This window comes from Gordonia sp. McavH-238-E, from assembly GCF_022348225.1.
Taxonomy (GTDB): Bacteria; Actinomycetota; Actinomycetes; order Mycobacteriales; family Mycobacteriaceae; genus Gordonia; species Gordonia terrae.
Genome location: NZ_JAKRFE010000009.1, coordinates 56158 through 75547 on the forward strand (window position 1 = coordinate 56158; position 19390 = coordinate 75547).

Consider the following 19390-nt stretch of genomic DNA (forward strand, 5'->3'; position numbering starts at 1 on the left):
AGACGCGGCGCGCGACGGGCAGTGCTCTCGCGGGCGACGTGACCGGCTGGTGAGGTTGTGTGCAAGGCTACTCGGGGTGTCCGACCGTGCGGCGCGACCGATCGGGTCCGCGTACGGCGAGTCGGCCCGGATTTGGTCACGTACCCACGACCTGGTTATCCTTGCAGGGTTGCCTTTCGCCTCGGCCGCGCACACCTTCCGGTGGTGCCGATCGGTTCGAGAGGCTGACCACCAGACCATGATCATCTACCAAGGGAGTTCGACGATGGCTGCCGTCTGCGATATTTGCGGCAAGGGCCCGGGCTTCGGCAAGTCGGTTTCTCACTCGCACCGCCGTACCAACCGACGCTGGAACCCGAACATCCAGTCCGTTCGCGTGGAGGTCGCCCCCGGCAACCGCAAGCGCAAGAACGTCTGCACCTCCTGCCTGAAGGCCGGCAAGACCGCAGCTGTCTGATCTTCCGCACCCGTCCGCGGGTGAGGTGTCCGAGAGCACGAGACCCGATGCCACGAGCGCAAGCTCCCCGGCGTCGGGTCTTTGGCGTGTGCGCGATAGGGTTTCGCGCATGGCCTCACCGAACCCCGCCACCCCCGCCGAAGACTCCGCCGCCGGGGAGAACTCCGATGCCCTGGTGACCGAGAACAACGGCGTCCTCACCGTCGCGGTCTCGACCGCGGGTGCGGGCAACTCACTCGACGACGCCGCGCTCGCCGCCGGCACGCAGGCTCTCCGCGAGGTCGCGCGCGGCCGTCGGAACGTCGGAGCCGTCCTGCTCGTCGGGCTGGGCAAGAACTTCTGCGCAGGTGGGAACGTCCGGGCCTTCGCCGGCGCGGACGACCGCCCGACCTATCTCCGCGAGATCGCGGACAACTTCCATCAGCTCGTCGGCGCACTCCACGAGGCCGACCGCCCCGTCGTCGTCGCCGCCAAGGGTTGGGCCGCGGGTGCCGGCATGTCGCTGGTCCTGCACGCCGACGTGGCCATCGGCGGCCCGTCCACGAGACTCCGGCCCGCCTACCGCGGCATCGGTCTGACGCCCGACGGTGGACTCACCTGGACACTCCCGCGCGCGGTCGGCGCCGCTCGCGCCCGACAGATCATCCTGACCGACCGCGTCATCACCGCGGAGGAGGCCCTGCAGTGGGGGCTGCTGTCGGAGATCGTCGCCGACGACGAGGTCGAGACGGCCGCGCGGACGGCAGCCGAGACCATCGCGTCCGGCCCTCGTGGCGCCGACGCCGCCACGAGGCATCTGCTCGCCGTCTCCGCGGACACCACGCTGGTCGAGCACCTCGCCCTCGAAGCCCGCTCGATCTCCGAACGGTCGGGGCTGCCCGAGGGCATCGAAGGTGTCGACGCCTTCGTCGGCAAGCGCGCACCTGATTTCGGCAAGGGACGCTGAAGCGGTCGTCGTCCTCGAGTGCGAGACTCGCCCCGCTCCCTGAGGTGCGAGCGAAGCGAGCCTCGAAGGGTCAGGGCAGGCGCCACTCCACCGGCTCGGCACCGAGATCGAGCAATTCCTCGTTGGCCCGGCTGAAGGGTCGTGAACCGAAGAACCCGCGCGAGGCGGACAGCGGCGAGGGGTGCGCCGACATGATGGTCGGTACGTCGGGAAGCCACTTCTCCAGACCCGCGGCGTCCCGGCCCCACAGGATCGCGACGAGTGGTTCGTCGCGAGCCGCGAGTGCCTTGATGGCGCACTCGGTCACCTCCTCCCAGCCCTTGCCGCGGTGCGAGGCAGGCTCCCCCGGGGCCACCGTGAGCACACGGTTGAGCAGGAGCACGCCGTTGTCCGCCCAGGGCGTGAGATCACCGGTGGTCGGTGTCGGATAGCCCAGATCCGCGCAGTACTCGGTGTAGATGTTCGTCAGCGAGCGCGGGATCGGACGCACGTCGGGAGCCACCGAAAAGCTCAGCCCGACTGCGTGTCCGGGCGTCGGATACGGATCCTGCCCGACGATGAGGACGCGTACGTCCTCGAGCGGACGGGTGAACGCCCGCAGGACATGTTGTCCCGCAGGAAGATAGCGGCGTCCCTCGGCGATCTCCGTACGCAGGAACCGGCCCATCTCGGTGATGATGGGCTCCACCGGGGCCAACGCCTGCGCCCAGCCCGGGTCGATCAGTTCGGCGAGCGGTTTGGGTGGTGCGGTCACTCGATTGCCTCCGTCGTGCGCGGTCGTCAGTCCAGTCGTTTGAGCGCGGTGCGGTAATGCTGCCCGTTCTGGAAGTACATCTCACAGTTCAGGTCGGTGTGCCCCTCGGGAACCTCGTAGCCGTCACGGAGCCGTGCCGGCACACCGAGCGCCATCCGTCGCGGCGGCACGTCGAACTTGAACGGCACCACCGCGCCGGCGCCCACGATCGCGCCGTCACCGACGGTCGACCCGTTCAGGACCACCGATCCCGAGGCGATGAGGCAATCGTCACCGATCGTCGCACCCTCGATGTGCGCGTTGTGACCGACGACGCATCGCTCGCCGATCACCGTCGGTTCGAGGACCGTGCAGTGGATGACGGTGCCGTCCTGGATGTTGCTGCGCGCGCCCACGGTGATGGTCCCGTAGTCACCCCGCAGGACCGCGCCCGGCCACACCGACACGCCATCGCCCAGGGTGACCGCACCGATCACCACCGCATCCGGGTGCACGTAGGTGTCCTGTCCCAGGACCGGTTCTCGATCGTCGAGTGCGTAGATCGCCATGAGGCGACTCTAGTGGGGTGTCGGATCGGCGAAGGACTGCCACCCGTGCAGGTCCGGTCCGTCGGGCCCGCCGACGCGCCGGTCGTCGACCCAGACCTCGGGAGCCGATGACGACGCCGGACCGACCGAGCCGATGACGGTCCAGCCCGGGGGCACCGCCGCCGCCTCGAACGAGGCGAGAAGATGATGGTCCTCGCCCCCGGCGAGGAGCCACCGCGCGACGTCCACCCCGAGCGCACCGGCCGCATCGACCAGATCGGGGCGTCGCGGCACGGCACCGGACTCCACGGTCATCGCGAGCCCCGCGGCCCTCGACATCGTGAGCAGTTCTTCGACGAGACCGTCGGAGATGTCGGTCATGGCGTGCGCGCCCGCAGCCGCGGCGACCGGCCCCTGGCCGAGGTCGGGAGCCGGCACGCGATGCAGCGCAACGAGTTCCGGCCAGTCGCTCTCGGCCGCACGCGGATCGGACAACACCGCGAGCCCCGCCGCACTGGCCCCGAGCGGACCACTCACCGCGAGGACGTCACCCGTACGAGCGCCACCGAGTGACACCGGACGACGACCCTCCAGGGCACCGACCGCGGTGACACTCACCACCACCTGCCCGGCCGCGACGAGATCGCCGCCCAGCACTCGCGCACCCAGTTCGTGCGCAGCGTGCACCACCCCGTCGTTGAGGTCGAGGACCACGCCGACCGGCGTCTCCGCCGGACACGCGATGGATACGACGAGACCCGTTGTGCGCCCGCCCATCGCGGCGACATCGGCCGAACTCTGCACCACCGCGCGGGCACCGACCTGGTCGGGCGTCGACCAGTCGAACCGAAAATGGCGGCCCTCGACGACGGTGTCGGTGCTGATCACCGCCGACCCGCCGATGTCGAGAACGGCTGCGTCGTCACCCGATCCGATCACGATGTCGTGGGCCGGCTCGCCGGTTGTCGCGGACGCGGTCAGCGCGGCGATCACCGCGCGCTCACCGATCGCACCGACCGTGTCGGTCCGGTCGATCGGGCGGTGGGTGCGACCGGTCTCCTCGAAGGTCACTCGTGGGCCTTTCCTCTTCCGGTCGCGCACGCACGGGGTTGTCGGTGACAATGTGTGCCACAGTGTATTGGGCCGCCGGGCGCGGCCGGTTCGCAGCAGACCCGGACTGCCCGGAGTCGAACACAGCCCGACGGAGAGGATGCCCGTGGTCCAGGCATACATACTGATCCAGACCGAGGTCGGCAGGGCCGCACTCGCGGCGGCGACGATCGCCGAGATCGCCGGTGTCGCCTCGTCGGAAGAGGTCAGTGGGCCGTATGACGTGATCGTCCGGGTCGATGCGGCCGACGCCACGCACCTGACCGAGAACGTCGTTCCGCAGATCCAGAAGGTCGACGGCATCACCCGCACCCTGACCTGCCCGGTGGTCACGAAGACGCGCTGACCGGTGGCCCGCCGGCCCTCGGCGTCCGCGACAGGTCCCCACGCGCGGGGCCGACCGGGGGGCTCTCCTACTGTTGTGGGGTGACGTCAGCAGGTTCGGATGACACCCCGCAGAGCCCCGTCGGCGACGATCCCGGCGACGACCCCACTGCCGAGGACACCCCGCGGTACGGCGGTGGCGGCCGGCTCAGCCCGGCACTCGTCGCGACGCTGGTGGCCATCCCCGTGATGGTGATCGCCGGATTCATCGTGTTCGCCGCGTTGCGACCCGACCCGGTGACCCCGATCGAGTCCTACGACGCCGCCGGGCCGGTCTCGGCGGAGTGCACCCGTCTCCTCGACGAAGCCCCGGACACCTTCGAGGGGTTCGGCACGAAAGAGGTCTCCGGAGATCGCGCGACGTGGCCTGCGACGGACTCCGGCGACGACATGACCTTGCGCTGTGGGGTGACCCGACCGGCGGAACTGTCTCCCACGAGCAACCTGCAGGAGATCCACGCCGCCGACCAGGCCGGCGTCCAGTGGTTCATCACCGACACGGTCGCCGGGTCGGGGCAGGCCTACGTGTGCGTCGACCACCGGCCCTACGTCGCGATGTGGATCCCGGCGAACGCAGGCAACGGCCCCATCACCGACATCTCGGGCGTGATCGACCGCACCCTCGAACGGGGTCCGCTCGACTTCGGCTGATCCGGCGCGCGGGATCAGTCCCGATAGATCTCCGGCTTGGGGCTGCGGCCCAGCAGCGAGTTGACGGCGTCGGCCACCGACATGCCGTCGTGGCACACCTGGTGGACCGCGTTCGTGAGCGGCATCGGCACCTGATGCCGTTCGGCCAGCGCCCGCACCGAGGAGCACGACTTGACTCCTTCGGCGACCTGCCCGTTGGTGGCCTCCTGAGCCTGCGCCATGGTGGCCCCTTCACCGAGCCGGGCACCGAACGTGCGGTTGCGCGACAACGGCGAGGAGCACGTGGCGACAAGGTCGCCGATCCCGGCCAGCCCGGCCAGCGTCTCGATCTGCGCGCCCACCGCGACGCCCAGCCGGATCGTCTCCGCGAGCCCGCGGGTGATGATCGTCGCCAGGGTGTTCTGACCGAATCCGATCCCGCTCGCCATCCCACAGGCCAGCGCGATGACGTTCTTGGCCGAGCCGCCGATCTCGCATCCCACGACGTCGGTGTTGGTGTACGGCCGGAAGTACCGCGTGCTGAACGCACTCTGCAGGGTCACCGCACGCGCCTCGTCGGCACAGGCGATGACCGTCGCCGCGGGCTGGCCCTCCGCGATCTCGCGGGCCAGGTTCGGACCCGTCAGCACCGCGATCCGGTCGTCGTCGACGCCGGTCACCTCGGCGATGACCTCGCTCATCCGCAGCAGCGTGTTGGACTCGATGCCCTTGGCGAGCGACACCAGGGATGCGTCGGAACCGATGTAGGGGGTCCACTGCGTGAGATTGGGACGCAACGACTGCGACGGCACACCGCACACGACGATGTCGGCACCCATGAGGGCATCGACCGCCGAACTCGTCGCCGTCAGCGCACCCGGCAGCGTGATGCCCGGGAGGTAGTCGGCGTTGACGTGCTCGCTGTTGATCGCCTCCGCGAGTTCGGGGCGTCGAGCCCAGATCACGGTGTCCGTCCCGGCATCCACGAGGACCTTCGCCACCGAGGTTCCCCAGGAACCCGCTCCCATCACCGCCGCGCGCACCGCAACCTCCCACCGGGCAAGCCCAATTCCGCATTCAGACCGGCGGCCTCCTGGCCGTCCGACCCTGCTCACCCTAATGCCCTCGCGGGTATGACCGACCCGGAATGTCACCGACCACCGGCCGGTGCATCATGATGGTCGGCATGGAACACAGCACTGTCGGCGCGGACGCCGACTCGACGATCGTCGACGCGGGGGGCACCGAGCCCGTCGCGACGTCGGTCGCGGCCGTGCTGGCGGTGAAGAGTCTGCATCGCGCGAAGTCGCGGTTGGCCGCGACTCTCTCCACCGCATTCGAGGGCGATGACCCGGTCACCCGCGGTTCGCTCGTCCTCGCGATGTTCCTCGACACCGTCGAGGCTCTCCGGGGTGCGGGGATCTCCCGCATCGTCGTCGTCAGCCCCGACGACGAGGTCCTCGCCGCGGCCCGACGCTCGGGCATGCGCGGCCTCCGGGAGTCACCGCACGGGGATCCGACACAGGGGCCTCCCCCGTCCGACGCCGGGCTCAATGCCGCGTTCGTCGACGGCGCGCGGTGGGCCGGTGAGGCCTGGCCCGACTCGACGGGGCTGATGTACGTCCAAGCGGACCTGCCCGCCGCGACGAGCACGTCGCTCACCGCCGTGCTGCGCGCGGCGCAGCAGCATCGTTCCAGCTTCCTCACCGACCGCGACGGCACCGGCACCGTCCTCCTACACGGAACCGTCGTCGACGCCACGGCGCCCCGCTTCGGCCCCGGCTCGGCCGCGGCCCATCGATCGGCCGGCGCCGTCGAACTCGATCCCGCGGGTGTGAACTGGCCCGACCTGCGCACCGACGTCGACACCGCAACGGACCTCGCCGTCGCCCGCGAGCTCGGTCTGGGCCCGCACACCACCGCTGCGCTGCGTCACCTCTGATCTGACACACCACACCGATCACCGTCTATCCGGCGGGCGTGTACGGCGAGCACGTCGATGGGTCATCATTGGGGGGTGAGCCCAGCCGACGACGACGCACCACCGCAGACCCCCACGGTCACGACCACACCGATCCCCCATGCCCCGCCGGCCGCCACCCTGGTGCCCGACGAATCCGCCGATCTGCCCGAAGACCGCTACCTCAACCGGGAATTGAGCTGGCTGGACTTCAATTCCCGTGTGCTCGCGCTGGCCGAGGACACCTCGCTGCCGCTTCTGGATCGCGCGAAGTTCCTCGCGATCTTCGCTTCCAATCTCGACGAGTTCTTCATGGTTCGGGTGGCCGGGCTCAAGCGGCGTGACGAGACCGGCCTGTCCGTCCGGTCCGCGGACGGGCTCTCGCCGCGAGAGCAACTCATGCGGATCGCCGGCCGCGCCCAGACCATCGCCGACCGCCACGCCCGGGTGTTCCTGGATTCGGTCCGACCGGCGTTGGCCGACAACGACATCTACGTGGTGTCCTGGTCCGACCTGACCGCCGAGCAGCAGGCGCGGATGACGGACTACTTCCAGGACGAGGTGTTCCCCGTCCTGACGCCTCTGGCCGTCGACCCCGCTCACCCGTTCCCGTACATCAGCGGGCTGTCGCTGAACCTCGCCGTGACCGTCCGCGACGTCAACGAGAGTGGCGAGCATTTCGCGCGGGTCAAGGTACCGGACAACGTGAACCGCTTCATCCGGGTCGACCGGTTGTCGCCGTACCGGGGCCCCGCGGACGACAAGGCCGCCAAACGCGCGGTGTACCTGCCGATGGAGAGCCTGATCGCGGCCAACCTCGGCAACCTGTTCCCGGGCATGGAAATCGTTGAGCACCATGTTTTCCGGATCACCCGCAACGCCGACTTCGAGGTCGAGGAGGACCGCGACGAGGACCTGCTGCAGGCGTTGGAGCGCGAGCTCGCGCGGCGCCGGTTCGGTTCCCCGGTGCGACTCGAGGTCGCCGACGACATGAGCGAGCACATGCTCGAGTTGTTGCTGCGCGAGCTCGAGGTCGATCCCGCCGACGTCATCCAGGTGCCCGGACTCCTCGATCTGTCTTCGCTTTTCGAGATCTACGCACTCGACCGCCCGCACCTCAAGGACCGCCCGTTCGTCCCCGCCACTCATCCCGCGTTCGGAGAGCGGGAGACGCCCAAGAGCGTCTTCTCGACGTTGCGCGACGGAGACGTGCTCGTCCACCATCCATACGACTCGTTCTCCACCAGCGTGCAGCGGTTCATCGAGCAGGCCGCGGCCGACCCCCAGGTCCTCGCCATCAAGCAGACGCTGTACCGGACCTCCGGCGACTCCCCGATCGTGAACGCGCTCATCGACGCAGCCGAGGCCGGCAAACAGGTCGTCGCGCTCGTCGAGATCAAGGCACGGTTCGACGAGCAGGCGAACATCAAGTGGGCCCGCAAACTCGAGCAGGCCGGCGTCCACGTCGTCTACGGCCTCGTGGGACTCAAGACCCACTGCAAGACCTGTCTGGTGGTGCGGCGTGAGGGCTCGACGATCAAGCGGTACTGCCACATCGGCACCGGAAACTACAACCCGAAGACGGCGCGGCTCTACGAGGACGTGGGCCTGCTGACCGCCGCACCCGACATCGGCGCCGACCTCACCGACCTGTTCAACACCTTGACCGGCTACTCACGCAAACAGGAGTACCGCAACATTCTCGTTGCACCGCACGGTATCCGGGCCGGGATCATCAAGCGGATCCAGCGTGAGATCGAGCTCTTCCGGGAGGGTGACACACGCGCACGGATCCAGCTCAAGGCGAATGCGCTCGTCGACGAGCAGGTGATCGATGCGCTCTATCGGGCCTCCCAGAGCGGGGTGCCCGTCGATGTCGTCGTCCGGGGTATCAGCGCCCTGCGGCCCGGGGTCGAGGGGTACAGCGACAACATCCACGTGCGTTCCATCCTGGGCCAGTTCCTCGAGCACTCGCGGATTCTGTACTTCGGTGCGCAGAACCAGTACTGGTTCGGCAGCGCGGACATGATGCACCGCAATCTGGACCGCCGCGTCGAGGTCATGGTGAACGTTCGTGACGAGCGACTGGCCGGCGAACTCGGCGACATCTTCGCCTCGGCGCTCGACCCGCGGACCCGCTGTTGGGTCCTGCATCCCGATGGCAGTTGGGTCGCGTCACCCGCCGAAGGCGAGGAGGTCCGCGACCACCAGCGACAGATGATGCGGCGCAATCGACGTCGGCCGGAGACTAGTTCGTGACCGGCACCGGCCCGTAACCTTCGACCCCTACCATCACCACCGATATGGCGAAGAAGACGAACGAGGTGTGGGCCGCGGGCGGCGTGGTCTGGCGGCCGAAGGGCTCCGGTTCCGCCGGGGCCGACGCTGTCGGGAACGGCGATCTCGAGATCGCGGTCGTCCACCGCCCGAAGTACGACGACTGGACGCTGCCCAAGGGAAAAGCCGAGTCGGGTGAGACGCTCATCGACACCGCGGTGCGCGAGATCGCCGAGGAGACCGGACAACACGTCATCCTCGGCCGGCACCTCGACGACGTCCACTACGACTTGGGCAGTACGCGCAAGCATGTGCGCTACTGGTCGGCGCGGGCGCTCGACGGGGAGTTCGTCGCCGGCAGCGAGGTCGACGAACTGCGTTGGCTCTCGGTCGACAAGGCCCGGGAGACGCTGAGTTACCCGCTCGACCGGGCGATCCTGGAAGAGTTCGTACGACTCCCCGCGGACCTGCACACGTTTCTCCTGGTCCGGCACGCCAAGGCCGGCCGGCGCTCGACGTACAAGGGCGACGACCGGCTGCGGCCGTTGGACAAGCTGGGCCGCGCGCAGGCAGACGCCCTGGCCCCGCTGCTGGTGGCGTTCGGGGCGAGGCGAGTTCACTCGGCTGATCGCGTGCGTTGCGAGCAGACCCTGGAACCGCTACGCGAGCGCCTCGGCGTCGAGTTGCACAGCGAGCCGGATCTGTCGGAGGAGACGTACCGGACGAATCCGGTGGCGGCGCAACGTCGGATACTCCAGCTCGCGACCGACGCGACGTCGACGCCGGCGGTCTGCAGTCAGGGGAAGGTGATCCCGCCCCTCATGGACTGGTGGGCCGACCGGGACGCGATCGCGCTTCCCAAGGCGTCCAATCGCAAGGGAAGCGTGTGGGTTCTGTCGCTCCACGACGGCAGGTTGGTGGCGGCCGATCACATCGCCGGGCCACTCCCCACAGCCTGACGCCGGACAACACCGTCGTAGACCCATGGCCCGAACACAGTTCAGCCCCCGGCGGGGGAAGTACGCCGGGGGCTGAACTGTGGTTGTCGACCGCGGTTTCCGCGGTTCAGCGACGAGTGGTCTTCTTTGCCGCGGTCTTCTTTGCGGCGGTCTTCTTGGCCGGAGCCTTCTTCGCGGCCGTCGCCTTCTTGGCCGGCGCGGCCTTCTTGGCCGGAGCCTTCTTCGCGGCGGTCGTGGTCTTCTTGGCCGCCGTGGTCTTGGCCGGAGCCTTCTTGGCCGCCGTCGTCTTCTTGGCCGCGGTGGTCTTGGCCGGAGCCTTCTTGGCCGCCGTGGTCTTCTTGGCCGCGGTGGTGGCCTTCTTGGCTGCGGTCTTCTTTGCCGGGGCAGCCTTCTTGGCAGCCGTGGCGGTGGTTCCGCTGCCGCGCTTCACAGCCGGGCCGGTGGCGGACAGCTTCTGCTTGCCGGCGACGACGGCCTTGAACTGAGCGCCCGGACGGAATGCCGGAACCGATGTCGCGCGGACCTTCACGGTCTCGCCGGTGCGCGGGTTGCGGGCGACGCGCGGTGCGCGCTTCCGCTTCTCGAATACGCCGAAGCCGGTGATCGTCACGCTCTCGCCCTTGTTGACAGCGCGCACGATCGTGTCGACGACGAGCTCGACGGCTTCAGTCGCAGTCTTGCGATCCGCGTCGAGCTTTTTGGTCAGCTCATCAATGAGCTCCGCCTTGTTCATGAGTACCTCCGCAAGCTGATCTGACCGAGTTTCGGCCAGCTACCAACACACGGTAAACGTCGGATGTGAAAACGTCCATCTTCCACGCCAATTAGGATGCCGTGTTGCGAAATCGTATGGCAGCTCACGAGGGTGCCGCCGCGGCGAGATGACCCCGCCGCGGCGACGGGAGATCAGTCCGCGAGGGTCCGCGGCTTGAACGCCGGACGCGTCGACTCGAACGCAGAAATCGCGTCTACCTGGCGCAACGTTAGTCCGATGTCGTCGAGACCCTCCATCAGGCGCCACCGGGTGTAGTCATCAATTGCCAACGGCACCACGAGGTCTCCGGCGGTGACCGTCTTATCGACAAGGCTCACGGTCACTTCGAGTCCCGGATTCTCCTCGAGCCGCTTCCAGAGCAGTTCGACGTCGGACTGCTCGACCTGGGCGGCCACCAGGCCCGCCTTGCCCGAGTTGCCGCGGAAGATGTCGGCGAAGCGGGACGAGATCACCACGCGGAAACCGAAATCGGACAGGGCCCAGACCGCGTGCTCGCGCGAGGAGCCGGTGCCGAAGTCGGGACCGGCGACCAGGACCGACCCGCGGCTCCAGGGCTCGTTGTTGAGGATGAAGTCGGGATCGGTCCGCCAACCGGCGAACAGACCGTCCTCAAAGCCGGTGCGTGTCACCCGCTTCAGATAGACGGCCGGGATGATCTGGTCGGTGTCGACATTGCTGCGCCGCAGCGGGACGCCGATGCCGGTGTGTTCGGTGAACGGTTCCATCAGGAAAGCCCCTGTTCGAATGATGTGGCTGGGATGTGGTTCGGACCGTGACTCAACCGAGATCGGCGGGCGCCGACAGTGAGTCCAGATCGGCGGGCGCCGACAGGGTGCCGCGCAGCGCGGTGGCCGCGGCCACTCCTGGCGACACGAGGTGGGTTCGACCACCCTTGCCCTGGCGCCCTTCGAAATTCCGGTTCGACGTCGATGCGCATCGCTCACCCGGGGCGAGTTGATCCGGGTTCATGCCGAGACACATCGAGCATCCGGCCTGCCGCCACTCGGCGCCCGCCGCGAGGAAGATCTCGCCGAGCCCTTCGTCCTCGGCCTGCGCGCGCACGCGCATCGAGCCGGGGACGATCAGCATCCGCATGCCGTCCGCGACCTTGCGACCCTTGAGGATGCCCGCGACCTCGCGCAGATCCTCGATCCGGCCGTTCGTGCACGAGCCCACGAAGACCGTGTCCACCTTGATGTCACGCAGCGGCGTTCCGGGCTCGAGGCCCATGTACTCCAGCGCCTTCGCCGCGGCCCCGGCCTTGACCTCGTCGCCGTAGTCGGCCGGGTCCGGCACCGCGGCGCCGAGCGGCGCACCCTGGCCCGGGTTGGTTCCCCACGTGACGAAGGGGGTCAGCGTGGTGGCGTCGATGTGCACCTCGGCGTCGAAGGTGGCGTCGGGATCGGTGCGCAGACTGTCCCAATAGGCAACAGCCGCATCCCAATCGGCACCGGCCGGAGCGTGCGGACGACCCTTGAGGAACTCGTAGGTGGTCTCGTCGGGCGCGATCATCCCGGCCCGGGCCCCCGCCTCGATCGACATGTTGCACACCGTCATCCGGGCTTCCATGGACAGCTTGCGGATCGCCTCGCCGCGGTACTCCAACACGTAGCCCTGGCCACCGCCGGTGCCGATCTTCGCGATGATCGCGAGGATCAGGTCCTTGCTCGTCACACCCGGCGGCAGCTCGCCGTCGACGTTGATGGCCATCGTCTTGAACGGGCGCAACGACAGTGTCTGGGTGGCGAGGACGTGCTCGACCTCGCTGGTGCCGATTCCCATCGCGATCGCACCGAAGGCACCATGCGTCGACGTGTGACTGTCGCCGCACACCACGGTCATGCCGGGCTGGGTGAGGCCCAGCTGCGGCCCCACGACGTGGACGATGCCCTGCTCGGCATCTCCCATGGGATGCAGGCGGACGCCGAACTCTTCGCAGTTGCTGCGGAGGGTGTCGACCTGGGTGCGCGAGACCGGGTCGGCGATGGGCTTGTCGATGTCGACCGTCGGGACATTGTGATCCTCGGTCGCGATCGTCAGGTCGGGTCGCCGAACCGGACGTCCGGCGAGGCGCAGGCCCTCGAAGGCCTGCGGACTGGTGACCTCGTGCACGAGGTGGAGGTCGATGTAGATCAGGTCGGGATTGGTGTTGCCGGACGCGTCGACGTCACCGGGGACCACGACGTGGTCGCGCCACACCTTCTCGGCGAGAGTTAGCGGCTGGGCTGGGCTGTTGCTCATGGCTGCACTCGTTATCTGTCTCGGGTTCTTCGGACTCTGCACGCGATGGTGGCGAACTGGCTGGCTTTCGAGCGTGCATCTCACTATTTGGACAGCTAGTATCGTCCTATGGGAAAGGATACCGCATCTGCGGTCAGCAGCGGAATCGGTGTGCTCGACAAGTCGGTGGCGGTGCTGCACGCGATCGCCGAGGCCCCGTGCAATCTGTCGGAGCTCTGCGATCGGACCGGACTGCCCCGGGCGACGGCACACCGGCTCGCGGTCGGGCTCGAGACCCACCGCTTCCTCATCAGGGACGTCACCGGACGCTGGCAGCCCGGCCCCGTCCTCGGCGAACTCGCCTCCTCGGCACACGATCCCGTCACCGAGTCGGCGCTCATGGTCCTCCCCCGGCTTCGTGACATCACCGGCGAATCGGTCCAGGTCTATCGCCGCGAAGGAGCCGAACGCGTCTGCGTCGCAGCGATGGAACCACCGACCGGCCTGCGGGACACCGTCCCGGTGGGCACCCGCTTCCCGATGAGCGCGGGGTCGGCGGCGAAGGTCCTCCTCGCCTGGGCCGACCCGGCGACCCAGCGGGCGCTCGTGCCGGACAGTGTCTTCAGCGAGCGGGCGCTGCACGAGATCCGCCGCCGCGGGTGGGCGCAGAGCGCCGGTGAACGAGCCGCCGGGGTGGCGAGTGTGTCGGCTCCGGTACGCGACGGCAACGGTGACGTCGTCGCGGCGATATCGGTGTCCGGGCCCATCGACCGGATGGGGCGCCGGCCCGGTGCGCGCTGGGCGGCCGACCTGCTCGCCGCCGCGGACGCGATCCACAAACGTCTTCAGGCCGCTCGTCCCTGAGCCCAGAGCCGTTGCACCCGGAGCCGTTCCGATGCAACGGCCGGTGGGCTAGCGTCAGGGCATGGGAGTCAATCAACGTAGTCAGATCGTCATGTCCGAGGACGAGATCGCGGAGTTCGTCGCGCGCAGCCGGACCGCGACCCTCGCCACCACCGGACCCGACGGGAGCATCCACCTGGTGGCGATGTGGTACGGGATCGTCGACGGCGACATCTGGTTCGAGACGAAATCCAAGTCTCAGAAGGCGGTCAACATCCGCCGCAACAGCCGGTGTTCGGTGATGATCGAGGACGGCGACACCTACGACACCCTCCGGGGCGTCACCTTCGAGGGAGTCGCCGAGATCCTCGACGACCCGGACTCATGTCTGAAGGTGGGCATCAGCGTCTGGGAGCGCTACACCGCGCCCTACACCGAAGAATCGCGGCCGTTCGTGGAGCAGATGATGAACAAGCGCGTCGCCGTGCGGATCAGACCGTCTCGCACACGTTCCTGGGACCACCGCAAGCTCGGTATCCCCGAGATGCCTGCCTCCGGAAGCACCGCCGAATTCCTGTGACCCGACGCCGATGACGGCCGCCGTCCGTGTCTCGATGTGATCATCGCGACACGGACGAGATGGCCTGCCGCACAATGAAAAACACCCTCCCCCTGCAGTGCAGAGGGAGGGTGTTTCACGTAGCCCCGACGGGATTCGAACCCGCGCTACCGCCTTGAGAGGGCGGCGTCCTAGGCCGCTAGACGACGGGGCCATGGGAACTTCCGGCGATCAAGACCTTAGCACGGTCTCGATCTCTTTCTGTCCGCTGGGGTACCAGGACTCGAACCTAGAATGGCGGTACCAGAAACCGCTGTGTTGCCAATTACACCATACCCCATTGGCTTGGTTCTCCTTGCGGAAAACTGCCGAGAAAGAGAGTATCAAAGGGTTGCCGGAAGTCCACAAACGTGCAGCTCAGAGGCCTTATTTGGCCGCAATCTCCCGAGCCGAGGACAGGCGCGCGAGCGTCTTGTCGCGACCCAGGATCTCCATCGACTCGAACAGCGGAGGACTGACCTGGGAGCCGGTCACGGCCACCCGCACCGGACCGAACGCCTTGCGCGGTTTGAGCCCGAGATCGTCCACCAGCGCGGCGTTCAGCGCATCCTGCAGCGCAGCCGTCGTGAAGGAATCCAGCGACTCGATCGCGGCGATGGTGGCGTCCAGAACCGCCACGGCGTCGGCGCCCAGGTTCTTGCTCGCGGCCTTCTCGTCGATCGTGAACTCGGCGTCCGAGACGTAGACGAACGAGATGAGATCCCAGGCATCCCCGAGAACCTGGATACGCGTCTGCACCAGCTCGGCCAGAGCTGCGAAGGTCTCGCCATCGGCGGTCTCGGTGAGCTTGCCCTGCGCGACGAGGTACGACTTGAGCCGAGCGGTGAAGTCACCGAGGTCCAGCCGGCGGATGTGCTCGGCATTGATGGCGTCGGCCTTCTTCTGGTCGAATCGCGCAGGGTTGGAATTGACCTGTCGCACATCGAAAGCCGTGATCATCTCGTCCAGGCTGAAGACATCGACATCACTCTTGTAGCCCCAGCCGAGCAGCGCGAGGTAGTTGAGCAGACCCTCCGGGATGAATCCGCGATCCCGATGATGGAAGAGATTCGACTGCGGGTCGCGCTTGGAGAGCTTCTTGTTGCCCTCCCCCATCACGAACGGAAGGTGGCCGAAGGCCGGGACCGCGTCGGCCACGCCGATGCGGATCAGCGCGTCGTAGAGCGCCAGCTGACGCGGGGTGGAGGAGAAGAGGTCCTCCCCGCGCAGGACGTGGGTGATCTTCATCATGGCGTCGTCGACCGGATTGACCAAGGTGTAGAGCGGATCGCCCGAGGCGCGCGTGAGGGCGAAATCCGGCACGGTACCCGCCTTGATCGTCGTGGTTCCGCGCACGAGATCGTCCCACGAGATGTCGGTGTCCGGCATACGAAGGCGGACAACGGGTTTGCGCCCTTCGGCCACATACGCCGCGCGCTGCTCGGCGGTCAGGCCACGGTCGAAGTTGTCGTAACCCAGCTTCGGGTCACGGCCGGCGGCGCGGTGACGGGCCTCGACCTCCTCGGGGGTGGAGAAGGCCTCGTAGGCCTCGCCCGCCGCGAGCAACCGCGCGACGACGTCGGCATGGAGGTCTCGACGCTCGGACTGCCGGTAGGGTCCGTACGGGCCGCCGACCTCGGGCCCCTCGTCCCAGTCGAGCCCGAGCCACCGGAGCGCGTCGAGGATGGCCGCGTAGGACTCCTCGCTGTCGCGCGCGGCATCGGTGTCCTCGATGCGGAAGACGAAGGTGCCCCCGTCGTGGCGGGCCTGGACGAAGTTGAAGAGCGCGGTTCGCACGAGCCCCACGTGCGGCGTCCCCGTCGGAGACGGACAGAATCGGACGCGCACACCCTCAGTACTGGTCATGGGCTCAGGGTATCGAAGCGGTGCTGCGCTCCCGACACGCCCGCCGTCAGGCCCGGTGCCGCTCGCAGAACTCGACGAGGACCCGATTCACCTCGGCCGGCTGTTCGAGATAGCCGAAATGCCCGGCCCGTTCGATCTCGACGTACTGCGCGCCCGGAATGGCCTCGGCCACTTCGCGCGCCAGCTTCGCCGGCAACGTCCGATCGTCGGCGAAACCGACGACCAGCGCCGGCCGGTCGATTCCGCGGTAGGCGGCGAGGCGGTCGGACTCCTTGTTGTGCAGTTCGAGCTGCGCGCGGACCCCCGGGGTGATCGTCTGCGGTGAGAACCCGATGATGTCGAGCCAGTCACGCGCCGTGCGGTCGTCGTCGAGCGTGTGCGGCGACAGGTTCAGATGGGCGGTGATGGCGGCCTCGTACTCCGGCGGCAGCTTGATCTTGTTGTCGTACAGCGCGCGCTCGCCGGCCGAGATCGCCTCCTGCAGTGGGGTGTTGCGGCCATACGTCGCGACCATCACCGCAGCTTTCACCACATCCGGCCGCGCCAGCGCCAACTCCTGGGTGATCCGGGCGCCCAGCGAGGTGCCGATCACGATCGCCGGGCCTCGTCCGAGATGCTCGATCAGCGCAGCCGTGTCGGCGACCATGTCATCGAGCGTGAAGCCCTCGGCACACTCCGAAGACGGCGCCACACCACGGTTGTCGAAGGTCACCACGGTGAATCCGGCCTTCACCAGAGCCGGTTCCTGGTGGGCCTTCCACACCCGTCCGGGACTGCCGGTCCCCATCACCATGACGACCAACGGGCCGGAACCGGCCACGCTGTAGGAGATGTCGATGCCGTTGACTCGAGCCGTGCTGGGAGCTGTCACTTGTCCACCACCGGGTTGGAGAGCGTACCGATACCTTCGACGGTCACCGAGACGCGCTGGCCGGCGACCATGGGGCCCACGCCTTCCGGGGTGCCCGTGAGGATCACGTCGCCCGGCAGCAGGGTCATGACGCGCGAGATCCACTCGACGATCTCGCCGACGTCGTGGAGCATCAGCGACGTGCGGGTCCGCTGCTTGACCTCGCCATCGAGTTCCGTCACGAGCTCGACGTCGGACGGGTCGAATGCGGTATCGATCCATGGACCGAGCGGACAGAAGGTGTCGTAACCCTTCCCGCGGGTCCACTGCCCGTCGGCCTGCTGGTGATCGCGGGCGGTCACGTCGTTGGCGACCGTGTAACCGAGGATCACGTCTTCGGCCTGTGCCGCCTTCACGTCCTTGCACGCCCGTCCGATGACGATCGCGAGTTCGCCTTCGTAGTCCACACGTTCCGACGACGGTGGGCGCACGATGGGCAGCTCGGGACCGATGATCGACGTGTTCGGCTTGAGGAAGATCACCGGGTCGGCGGGCGCTTCGCCACCCATCTCCGCGGCGTGCGCGGCGTAGTTCTTGCCGATGCAGATCACCTTGCTGGCCAGGATCGGGGCCAGGACCCGCACATCTGCCGCCTTCCACGAGCGACCGGTGAACGTCGGCGTGCCGAAGGGGTGCTCGGCGATCTCCTTCATGACGGCATCGCCACCGTCGCCCTCGACGGACACGAATGCCACGCCGTCAGGACTCGCAATTCGACCTAAGCGCATGTCCAGACCCTATCGCACCGCCGATCCCAGACGTTGGGAGCCGAGTTGGCCGACCGAGGCGGTAGTTCTACAATGTGGGCATATCATTTCACATATTGAGATGGATGAGTGGCGACCTTCGCCCGAGCAGACAGCGAGGTGAGTGACACATGACCGATGTCGACGACATCACCACTGCCAGAAGGTGGATCATCCTCGGCTGTTCGCTCCTCGCCGCACTCACCACGACGTGCGTGGTCAGCGGTGTGGCCTATCTGATCCCTGCTTTGCACACCGACGCCGGACTCTCGCTGGCCGAGGCCTCGACGCTCGCCGCGATCCCGACCATCGGCTTGATGGCCGCGACGATCCCGTGGGGGATCCTGTTGGACCGCTACGGCGAACGCCGCATCCTGCTGCTGTCGCTGTCCATCTCGCTCAGTGGAGCGATCGCGGCCGCGGTCGCCGCGTCGGCCGATGCGTCGTATCTCGTCGTGGGCGCCGCGCTGCTGGTGGGCGGTCTCGGTTCCGGTGCCGCGAACGGGGCCAGCGGCCGGATCGTCGTCGGCTGGTTTCCCGCCCATCAGCGCGGGACCGCGATGGGCATCCGCCAGATGGCTCAACCGCTGGGCATCGGCGTCTGCGCACTCACGATGCCGGTCGTCGCGGCGAGCTCGGGACCTGCTGCCGCGCTGGCGATCCCCGCCGTGGTGACCGCCGCGGGACTCGTCGCGGTGATCGTCGGCATCACCGACCCGCCGCGCCGCACGGCTCCCACCACAGAGGCCGTCGACAATCCTGTGCAGCCCGCGAACCCCTACCGCGGCAACTCTTTCCTCGCGCGCATCCACATCGTCAGCATGCTGCTCGTCATCCCGCAGTCGATGCTGTGGACGTTCGTGCCCACCTGGCTGATCGTCGCCCACGGATGGTCGCCGGCCGGCGCCGGCATCTTGATCACGGTCACCCAGGTCGTGGGTGCGCTGGGACGGATAGTCGCCGGACGATGGTCGGATGCGTGGATGTCGCGGATGCGACCCGTCCGGGTGATCGCGGTCGCCGGTGTCGCCGCGATGTTCGCGCTCGCGATCGCCGACTGGTTCGACAGCCCACTGGCACCCGCACTCATGGCGGTCGCGAGCATCATCTCGGTCGCCGACAACGGTCTGGCGTTCACCGCCATCGCCGAATACGTCGGCCCGGAATGGAGCGGTCGCGGCCTGGCCGTGCAGAACACCGGACAGTATCTGGTGACCGCGGCGACCACACCGCTTCTCGGAGCACTGATCGCCGCGGTCGGCTTCCCGCTCGCATTTGCGGCGACCGCCCTCGCACCGCTCGTCGCCACACCGCTGGTCCCTCGCGACCGGACTCGGGAACCCGACGAACTGGTGGACGCGTGAACCCACCACTCATGGACAGAGCCCGCCACCGATCCGGTGGCGGGCTCGTCCGTCCATGGCGGGT

Annotated in this window: 20 protein-coding genes and 2 tRNA genes; 10 read left to right on the forward strand and 12 right to left on the reverse strand. The window is 68.0% G+C overall.

The window, feature by feature from the left end; all coding sequences use genetic code 11:
* Positions 1-265: 265 nt before the first annotated feature.
* Both rpmB and MHN80_RS15120 read left to right on the forward strand, forming a co-directional pair.
* Positions 266-457, forward strand: coding sequence for a 50S ribosomal protein L28 (gene rpmB, locus MHN80_RS15115; protein ID WP_004023092.1), 192 nt, complete (start codon positions 266-268; stop codon positions 455-457).
* Between the two features lie 109 nt (positions 458-566).
* On the forward strand, positions 567-1403 hold the full coding sequence (locus tag MHN80_RS15120) for an enoyl-CoA hydratase/isomerase family protein (RefSeq protein WP_239402513.1): 837 nt from the start codon (positions 567-569) through the stop codon (positions 1401-1403).
* Between the two features lie 70 nt (positions 1404-1473).
* On the opposite strand, the gene MHN80_RS15125 is transcribed toward MHN80_RS15120, so the two are convergent.
* From MHN80_RS15125 to MHN80_RS15135, 3 genes are read right to left on the reverse strand one after another with little or no spacing between them, the layout of a single operon-like run.
* Complete coding sequence (locus tag MHN80_RS15125; protein WP_004023094.1) at positions 1474-2157, reverse strand: uracil-DNA glycosylase; 684 nt, start codon at positions 2155-2157, stop codon at positions 1474-1476.
* A 26-nt stretch (positions 2158-2183) separates the two neighbouring features.
* Positions 2184-2705 (reverse strand): gamma carbonic anhydrase family protein, encoded by a 522-nt coding sequence (locus MHN80_RS15130; RefSeq protein ID WP_239402514.1) that lies wholly within the window; start codon positions 2703-2705, stop codon positions 2184-2186.
* A 9-nt stretch (positions 2706-2714) separates the two neighbouring features.
* On the reverse strand, positions 2715-3755 hold the full coding sequence (locus tag MHN80_RS15135) for a thiamine-phosphate kinase (RefSeq protein WP_239402515.1): 1041 nt from the start codon (positions 3753-3755) through the stop codon (positions 2715-2717).
* Between the two features lie 139 nt (positions 3756-3894).
* On the opposite strand from MHN80_RS15135, the gene MHN80_RS15140 reads away from it, so the two are divergent.
* Positions 3895-4140: an Lrp/AsnC ligand binding domain-containing protein gene (locus tag MHN80_RS15140; RefSeq protein ID WP_101819351.1), complete on the forward strand. Its 246-nt coding sequence runs from the start codon at positions 3895-3897 to the stop codon at positions 4138-4140.
* A gap of 80 nt (positions 4141-4220) precedes the next feature.
* Entirely contained in the window at positions 4221-4829 is a 609-nt protein-coding gene (locus tag MHN80_RS15145; protein WP_101819350.1) for a DUF3515 domain-containing protein, read from the forward strand.
* Between the two features lie 14 nt (positions 4830-4843).
* Here MHN80_RS15145 and MHN80_RS15150 read toward each other — a convergent pair whose 3' ends face one another.
* Positions 4844-5851: an NAD(P)H-dependent glycerol-3-phosphate dehydrogenase gene (locus tag MHN80_RS15150; RefSeq protein ID WP_101819349.1), complete on the reverse strand. Its 1008-nt coding sequence runs from the start codon at positions 5849-5851 to the stop codon at positions 4844-4846.
* Between the two features lie 143 nt (positions 5852-5994).
* Here MHN80_RS15150 and cofC point away from each other — a divergent pair, with 143 nt between their 5' ends.
* The 3 genes from cofC (at position 5995) to MHN80_RS15165 (ending at position 10004) form a co-directional block, all read left to right on the forward strand.
* A complete protein-coding gene (gene cofC, locus MHN80_RS15155) occupies positions 5995-6750 on the forward strand; it encodes a 2-phospho-L-lactate guanylyltransferase (RefSeq protein WP_239402516.1) in 756 nt (251 codons plus the stop codon).
* 75 nt (positions 6751-6825) lie between these two features.
* Positions 6826-9027, forward strand: coding sequence for an RNA degradosome polyphosphate kinase (locus MHN80_RS15160; RefSeq protein WP_033203969.1), 2202 nt, complete (start codon positions 6826-6828; stop codon positions 9025-9027).
* 44 nt (positions 9028-9071) lie between these two features.
* Positions 9072-10004: an NUDIX hydrolase gene (locus tag MHN80_RS15165; RefSeq protein ID WP_033203970.1), complete on the forward strand. Its 933-nt coding sequence runs from the start codon at positions 9072-9074 to the stop codon at positions 10002-10004.
* A 106-nt stretch (positions 10005-10110) separates the two neighbouring features.
* Here MHN80_RS15165 and MHN80_RS15170 read toward each other — a convergent pair whose 3' ends face one another.
* The 3 genes from MHN80_RS15170 to leuC form a co-directional block, all read right to left on the reverse strand.
* A complete protein-coding gene (locus MHN80_RS15170) occupies positions 10111-10737 on the reverse strand; it encodes an HU family DNA-binding protein (protein ID WP_004023103.1) in 627 nt (208 codons plus the stop codon).
* 173 nt (positions 10738-10910) lie between these two features.
* A complete protein-coding gene (leuD, locus tag MHN80_RS15175) occupies positions 10911-11504 on the reverse strand; it encodes a 3-isopropylmalate dehydratase small subunit (protein WP_004023104.1) in 594 nt (197 codons plus the stop codon).
* Between the two features lie 52 nt (positions 11505-11556).
* Positions 11557-13020 (reverse strand): 3-isopropylmalate dehydratase large subunit, encoded by a 1464-nt coding sequence (gene leuC / locus MHN80_RS15180; protein ID WP_239402517.1) that lies wholly within the window; start codon positions 13018-13020, stop codon positions 11557-11559.
* A 108-nt stretch (positions 13021-13128) separates the two neighbouring features.
* On the opposite strand from leuC, the gene MHN80_RS15185 reads away from it, so the two are divergent.
* Complete coding sequence (locus MHN80_RS15185; RefSeq protein WP_004023106.1) at positions 13129-13863, forward strand: IclR family transcriptional regulator; 735 nt, start codon at positions 13129-13131, stop codon at positions 13861-13863.
* A 61-nt stretch (positions 13864-13924) separates the two neighbouring features.
* Entirely contained in the window at positions 13925-14422 is a 498-nt protein-coding gene (locus MHN80_RS15190; RefSeq protein WP_004023107.1) for a PPOX class F420-dependent oxidoreductase, read from the forward strand.
* Positions 14423-14542: 120 nt separating this feature from the next.
* On the opposite strand, the gene MHN80_RS15195 is transcribed toward MHN80_RS15190, so the two are convergent.
* The 5 genes from MHN80_RS15195 to MHN80_RS15215 all read right to left on the reverse strand — a co-directional run bounded on the left by MHN80_RS15195 (position 14543) and on the right by MHN80_RS15215 (position 17944).
* Positions 14543-14615, reverse strand: a tRNA-Glu gene (locus MHN80_RS15195).
* Positions 14616-14669: 54 nt separating this feature from the next.
* A tRNA-Gln gene (locus MHN80_RS15200) sits at positions 14670-14741 on the reverse strand.
* 86 nt (positions 14742-14827) lie between these two features.
* On the reverse strand, positions 14828-16306 hold the full coding sequence (gene gltX / locus MHN80_RS15205; RefSeq protein ID WP_239402518.1) for a glutamate--tRNA ligase: 1479 nt from the start codon (positions 16304-16306) through the stop codon (positions 14828-14830).
* A gap of 46 nt (positions 16307-16352) precedes the next feature.
* Positions 16353-17177 carry an alpha/beta fold hydrolase gene (locus MHN80_RS15210; protein ID WP_004023109.1) on the reverse strand — a complete coding sequence of 275 codons (825 nt, stop codon included), beginning with the start codon at positions 17175-17177 and terminating at the stop codon, positions 16353-16355.
* Complete coding sequence (locus tag MHN80_RS15215) at positions 17174-17944, reverse strand: fumarylacetoacetate hydrolase family protein (protein ID WP_239402519.1); 771 nt, start codon at positions 17942-17944, stop codon at positions 17174-17176. The genes MHN80_RS15210 and MHN80_RS15215 overlap by 4 nt, the downstream gene beginning before the upstream one ends.
* Positions 17945-18093: 149 nt before the next feature.
* Here MHN80_RS15215 and MHN80_RS15220 point away from each other — a divergent pair, with 149 nt between their 5' ends.
* Positions 18094-19326, forward strand: a complete 1233-nt coding sequence (locus MHN80_RS15220; RefSeq protein WP_004023111.1) for an MFS transporter — start codon at positions 18094-18096, stop codon at positions 19324-19326.
* Positions 19327-19390 lie beyond the last annotated feature (64 nt).

Coding starts and splice junctions, on each gene's coding strand:
- MHN80_RS15120 (WP_239402513.1), top strand. CDS start 567: ATGGCCTCACCGAACCCCGCCACCCCCGCCGAAGACTCCGCCGCCGGG.
- MHN80_RS15220 (WP_004023111.1), top strand. CDS start 18,094: ATGACCGATGTCGACGACATCACCACTGCCAGAAGGTGGATCATCCTC.
- MHN80_RS15190 (WP_004023107.1), top strand. CDS start 13,925: ATGGGAGTCAATCAACGTAGTCAGATCGTCATGTCCGAGGACGAGATC.
- MHN80_RS15185 (WP_004023106.1), top strand. CDS start 13,129: ATGGGAAAGGATACCGCATCTGCGGTCAGCAGCGGAATCGGTGTGCTC.
- MHN80_RS15170 (WP_004023103.1), bottom strand. CDS start 10,737: ATGAACAAGGCGGAGCTCATTGATGAGCTGACCAAAAAGCTCGACGCG.
- MHN80_RS15140 (WP_101819351.1), top strand. CDS start 3,895: ATGCCCGTGGTCCAGGCATACATACTGATCCAGACCGAGGTCGGCAGG.
- cofC (WP_239402516.1), top strand. CDS start 5,995: ATGGAACACAGCACTGTCGGCGCGGACGCCGACTCGACGATCGTCGAC.
- MHN80_RS15165 (WP_033203970.1), top strand. CDS start 9,072: ATGGCGAAGAAGACGAACGAGGTGTGGGCCGCGGGCGGCGTGGTCTGG.
- leuD (WP_004023104.1), bottom strand. CDS start 11,504: ATGGAACCGTTCACCGAACACACCGGCATCGGCGTCCCGCTGCGGCGC.
- MHN80_RS15215 (WP_239402519.1), bottom strand. CDS start 17,944: ATGCGCTTAGGTCGAATTGCGAGTCCTGACGGCGTGGCATTCGTGTCC.
- MHN80_RS15130 (WP_239402514.1), bottom strand. CDS start 2,705: ATGGCGATCTACGCACTCGACGATCGAGAACCGGTCCTGGGACAGGAC.
- gltX (WP_239402518.1), bottom strand. CDS start 16,306: ATGACCAGTACTGAGGGTGTGCGCGTCCGATTCTGTCCGTCTCCGACG.
- leuC (WP_239402517.1), bottom strand. CDS start 13,020: ATGAGCAACAGCCCAGCCCAGCCGCTAACTCTCGCCGAGAAGGTGTGG.
- rpmB (WP_004023092.1), top strand. CDS start 266: ATGGCTGCCGTCTGCGATATTTGCGGCAAGGGCCCGGGCTTCGGCAAG.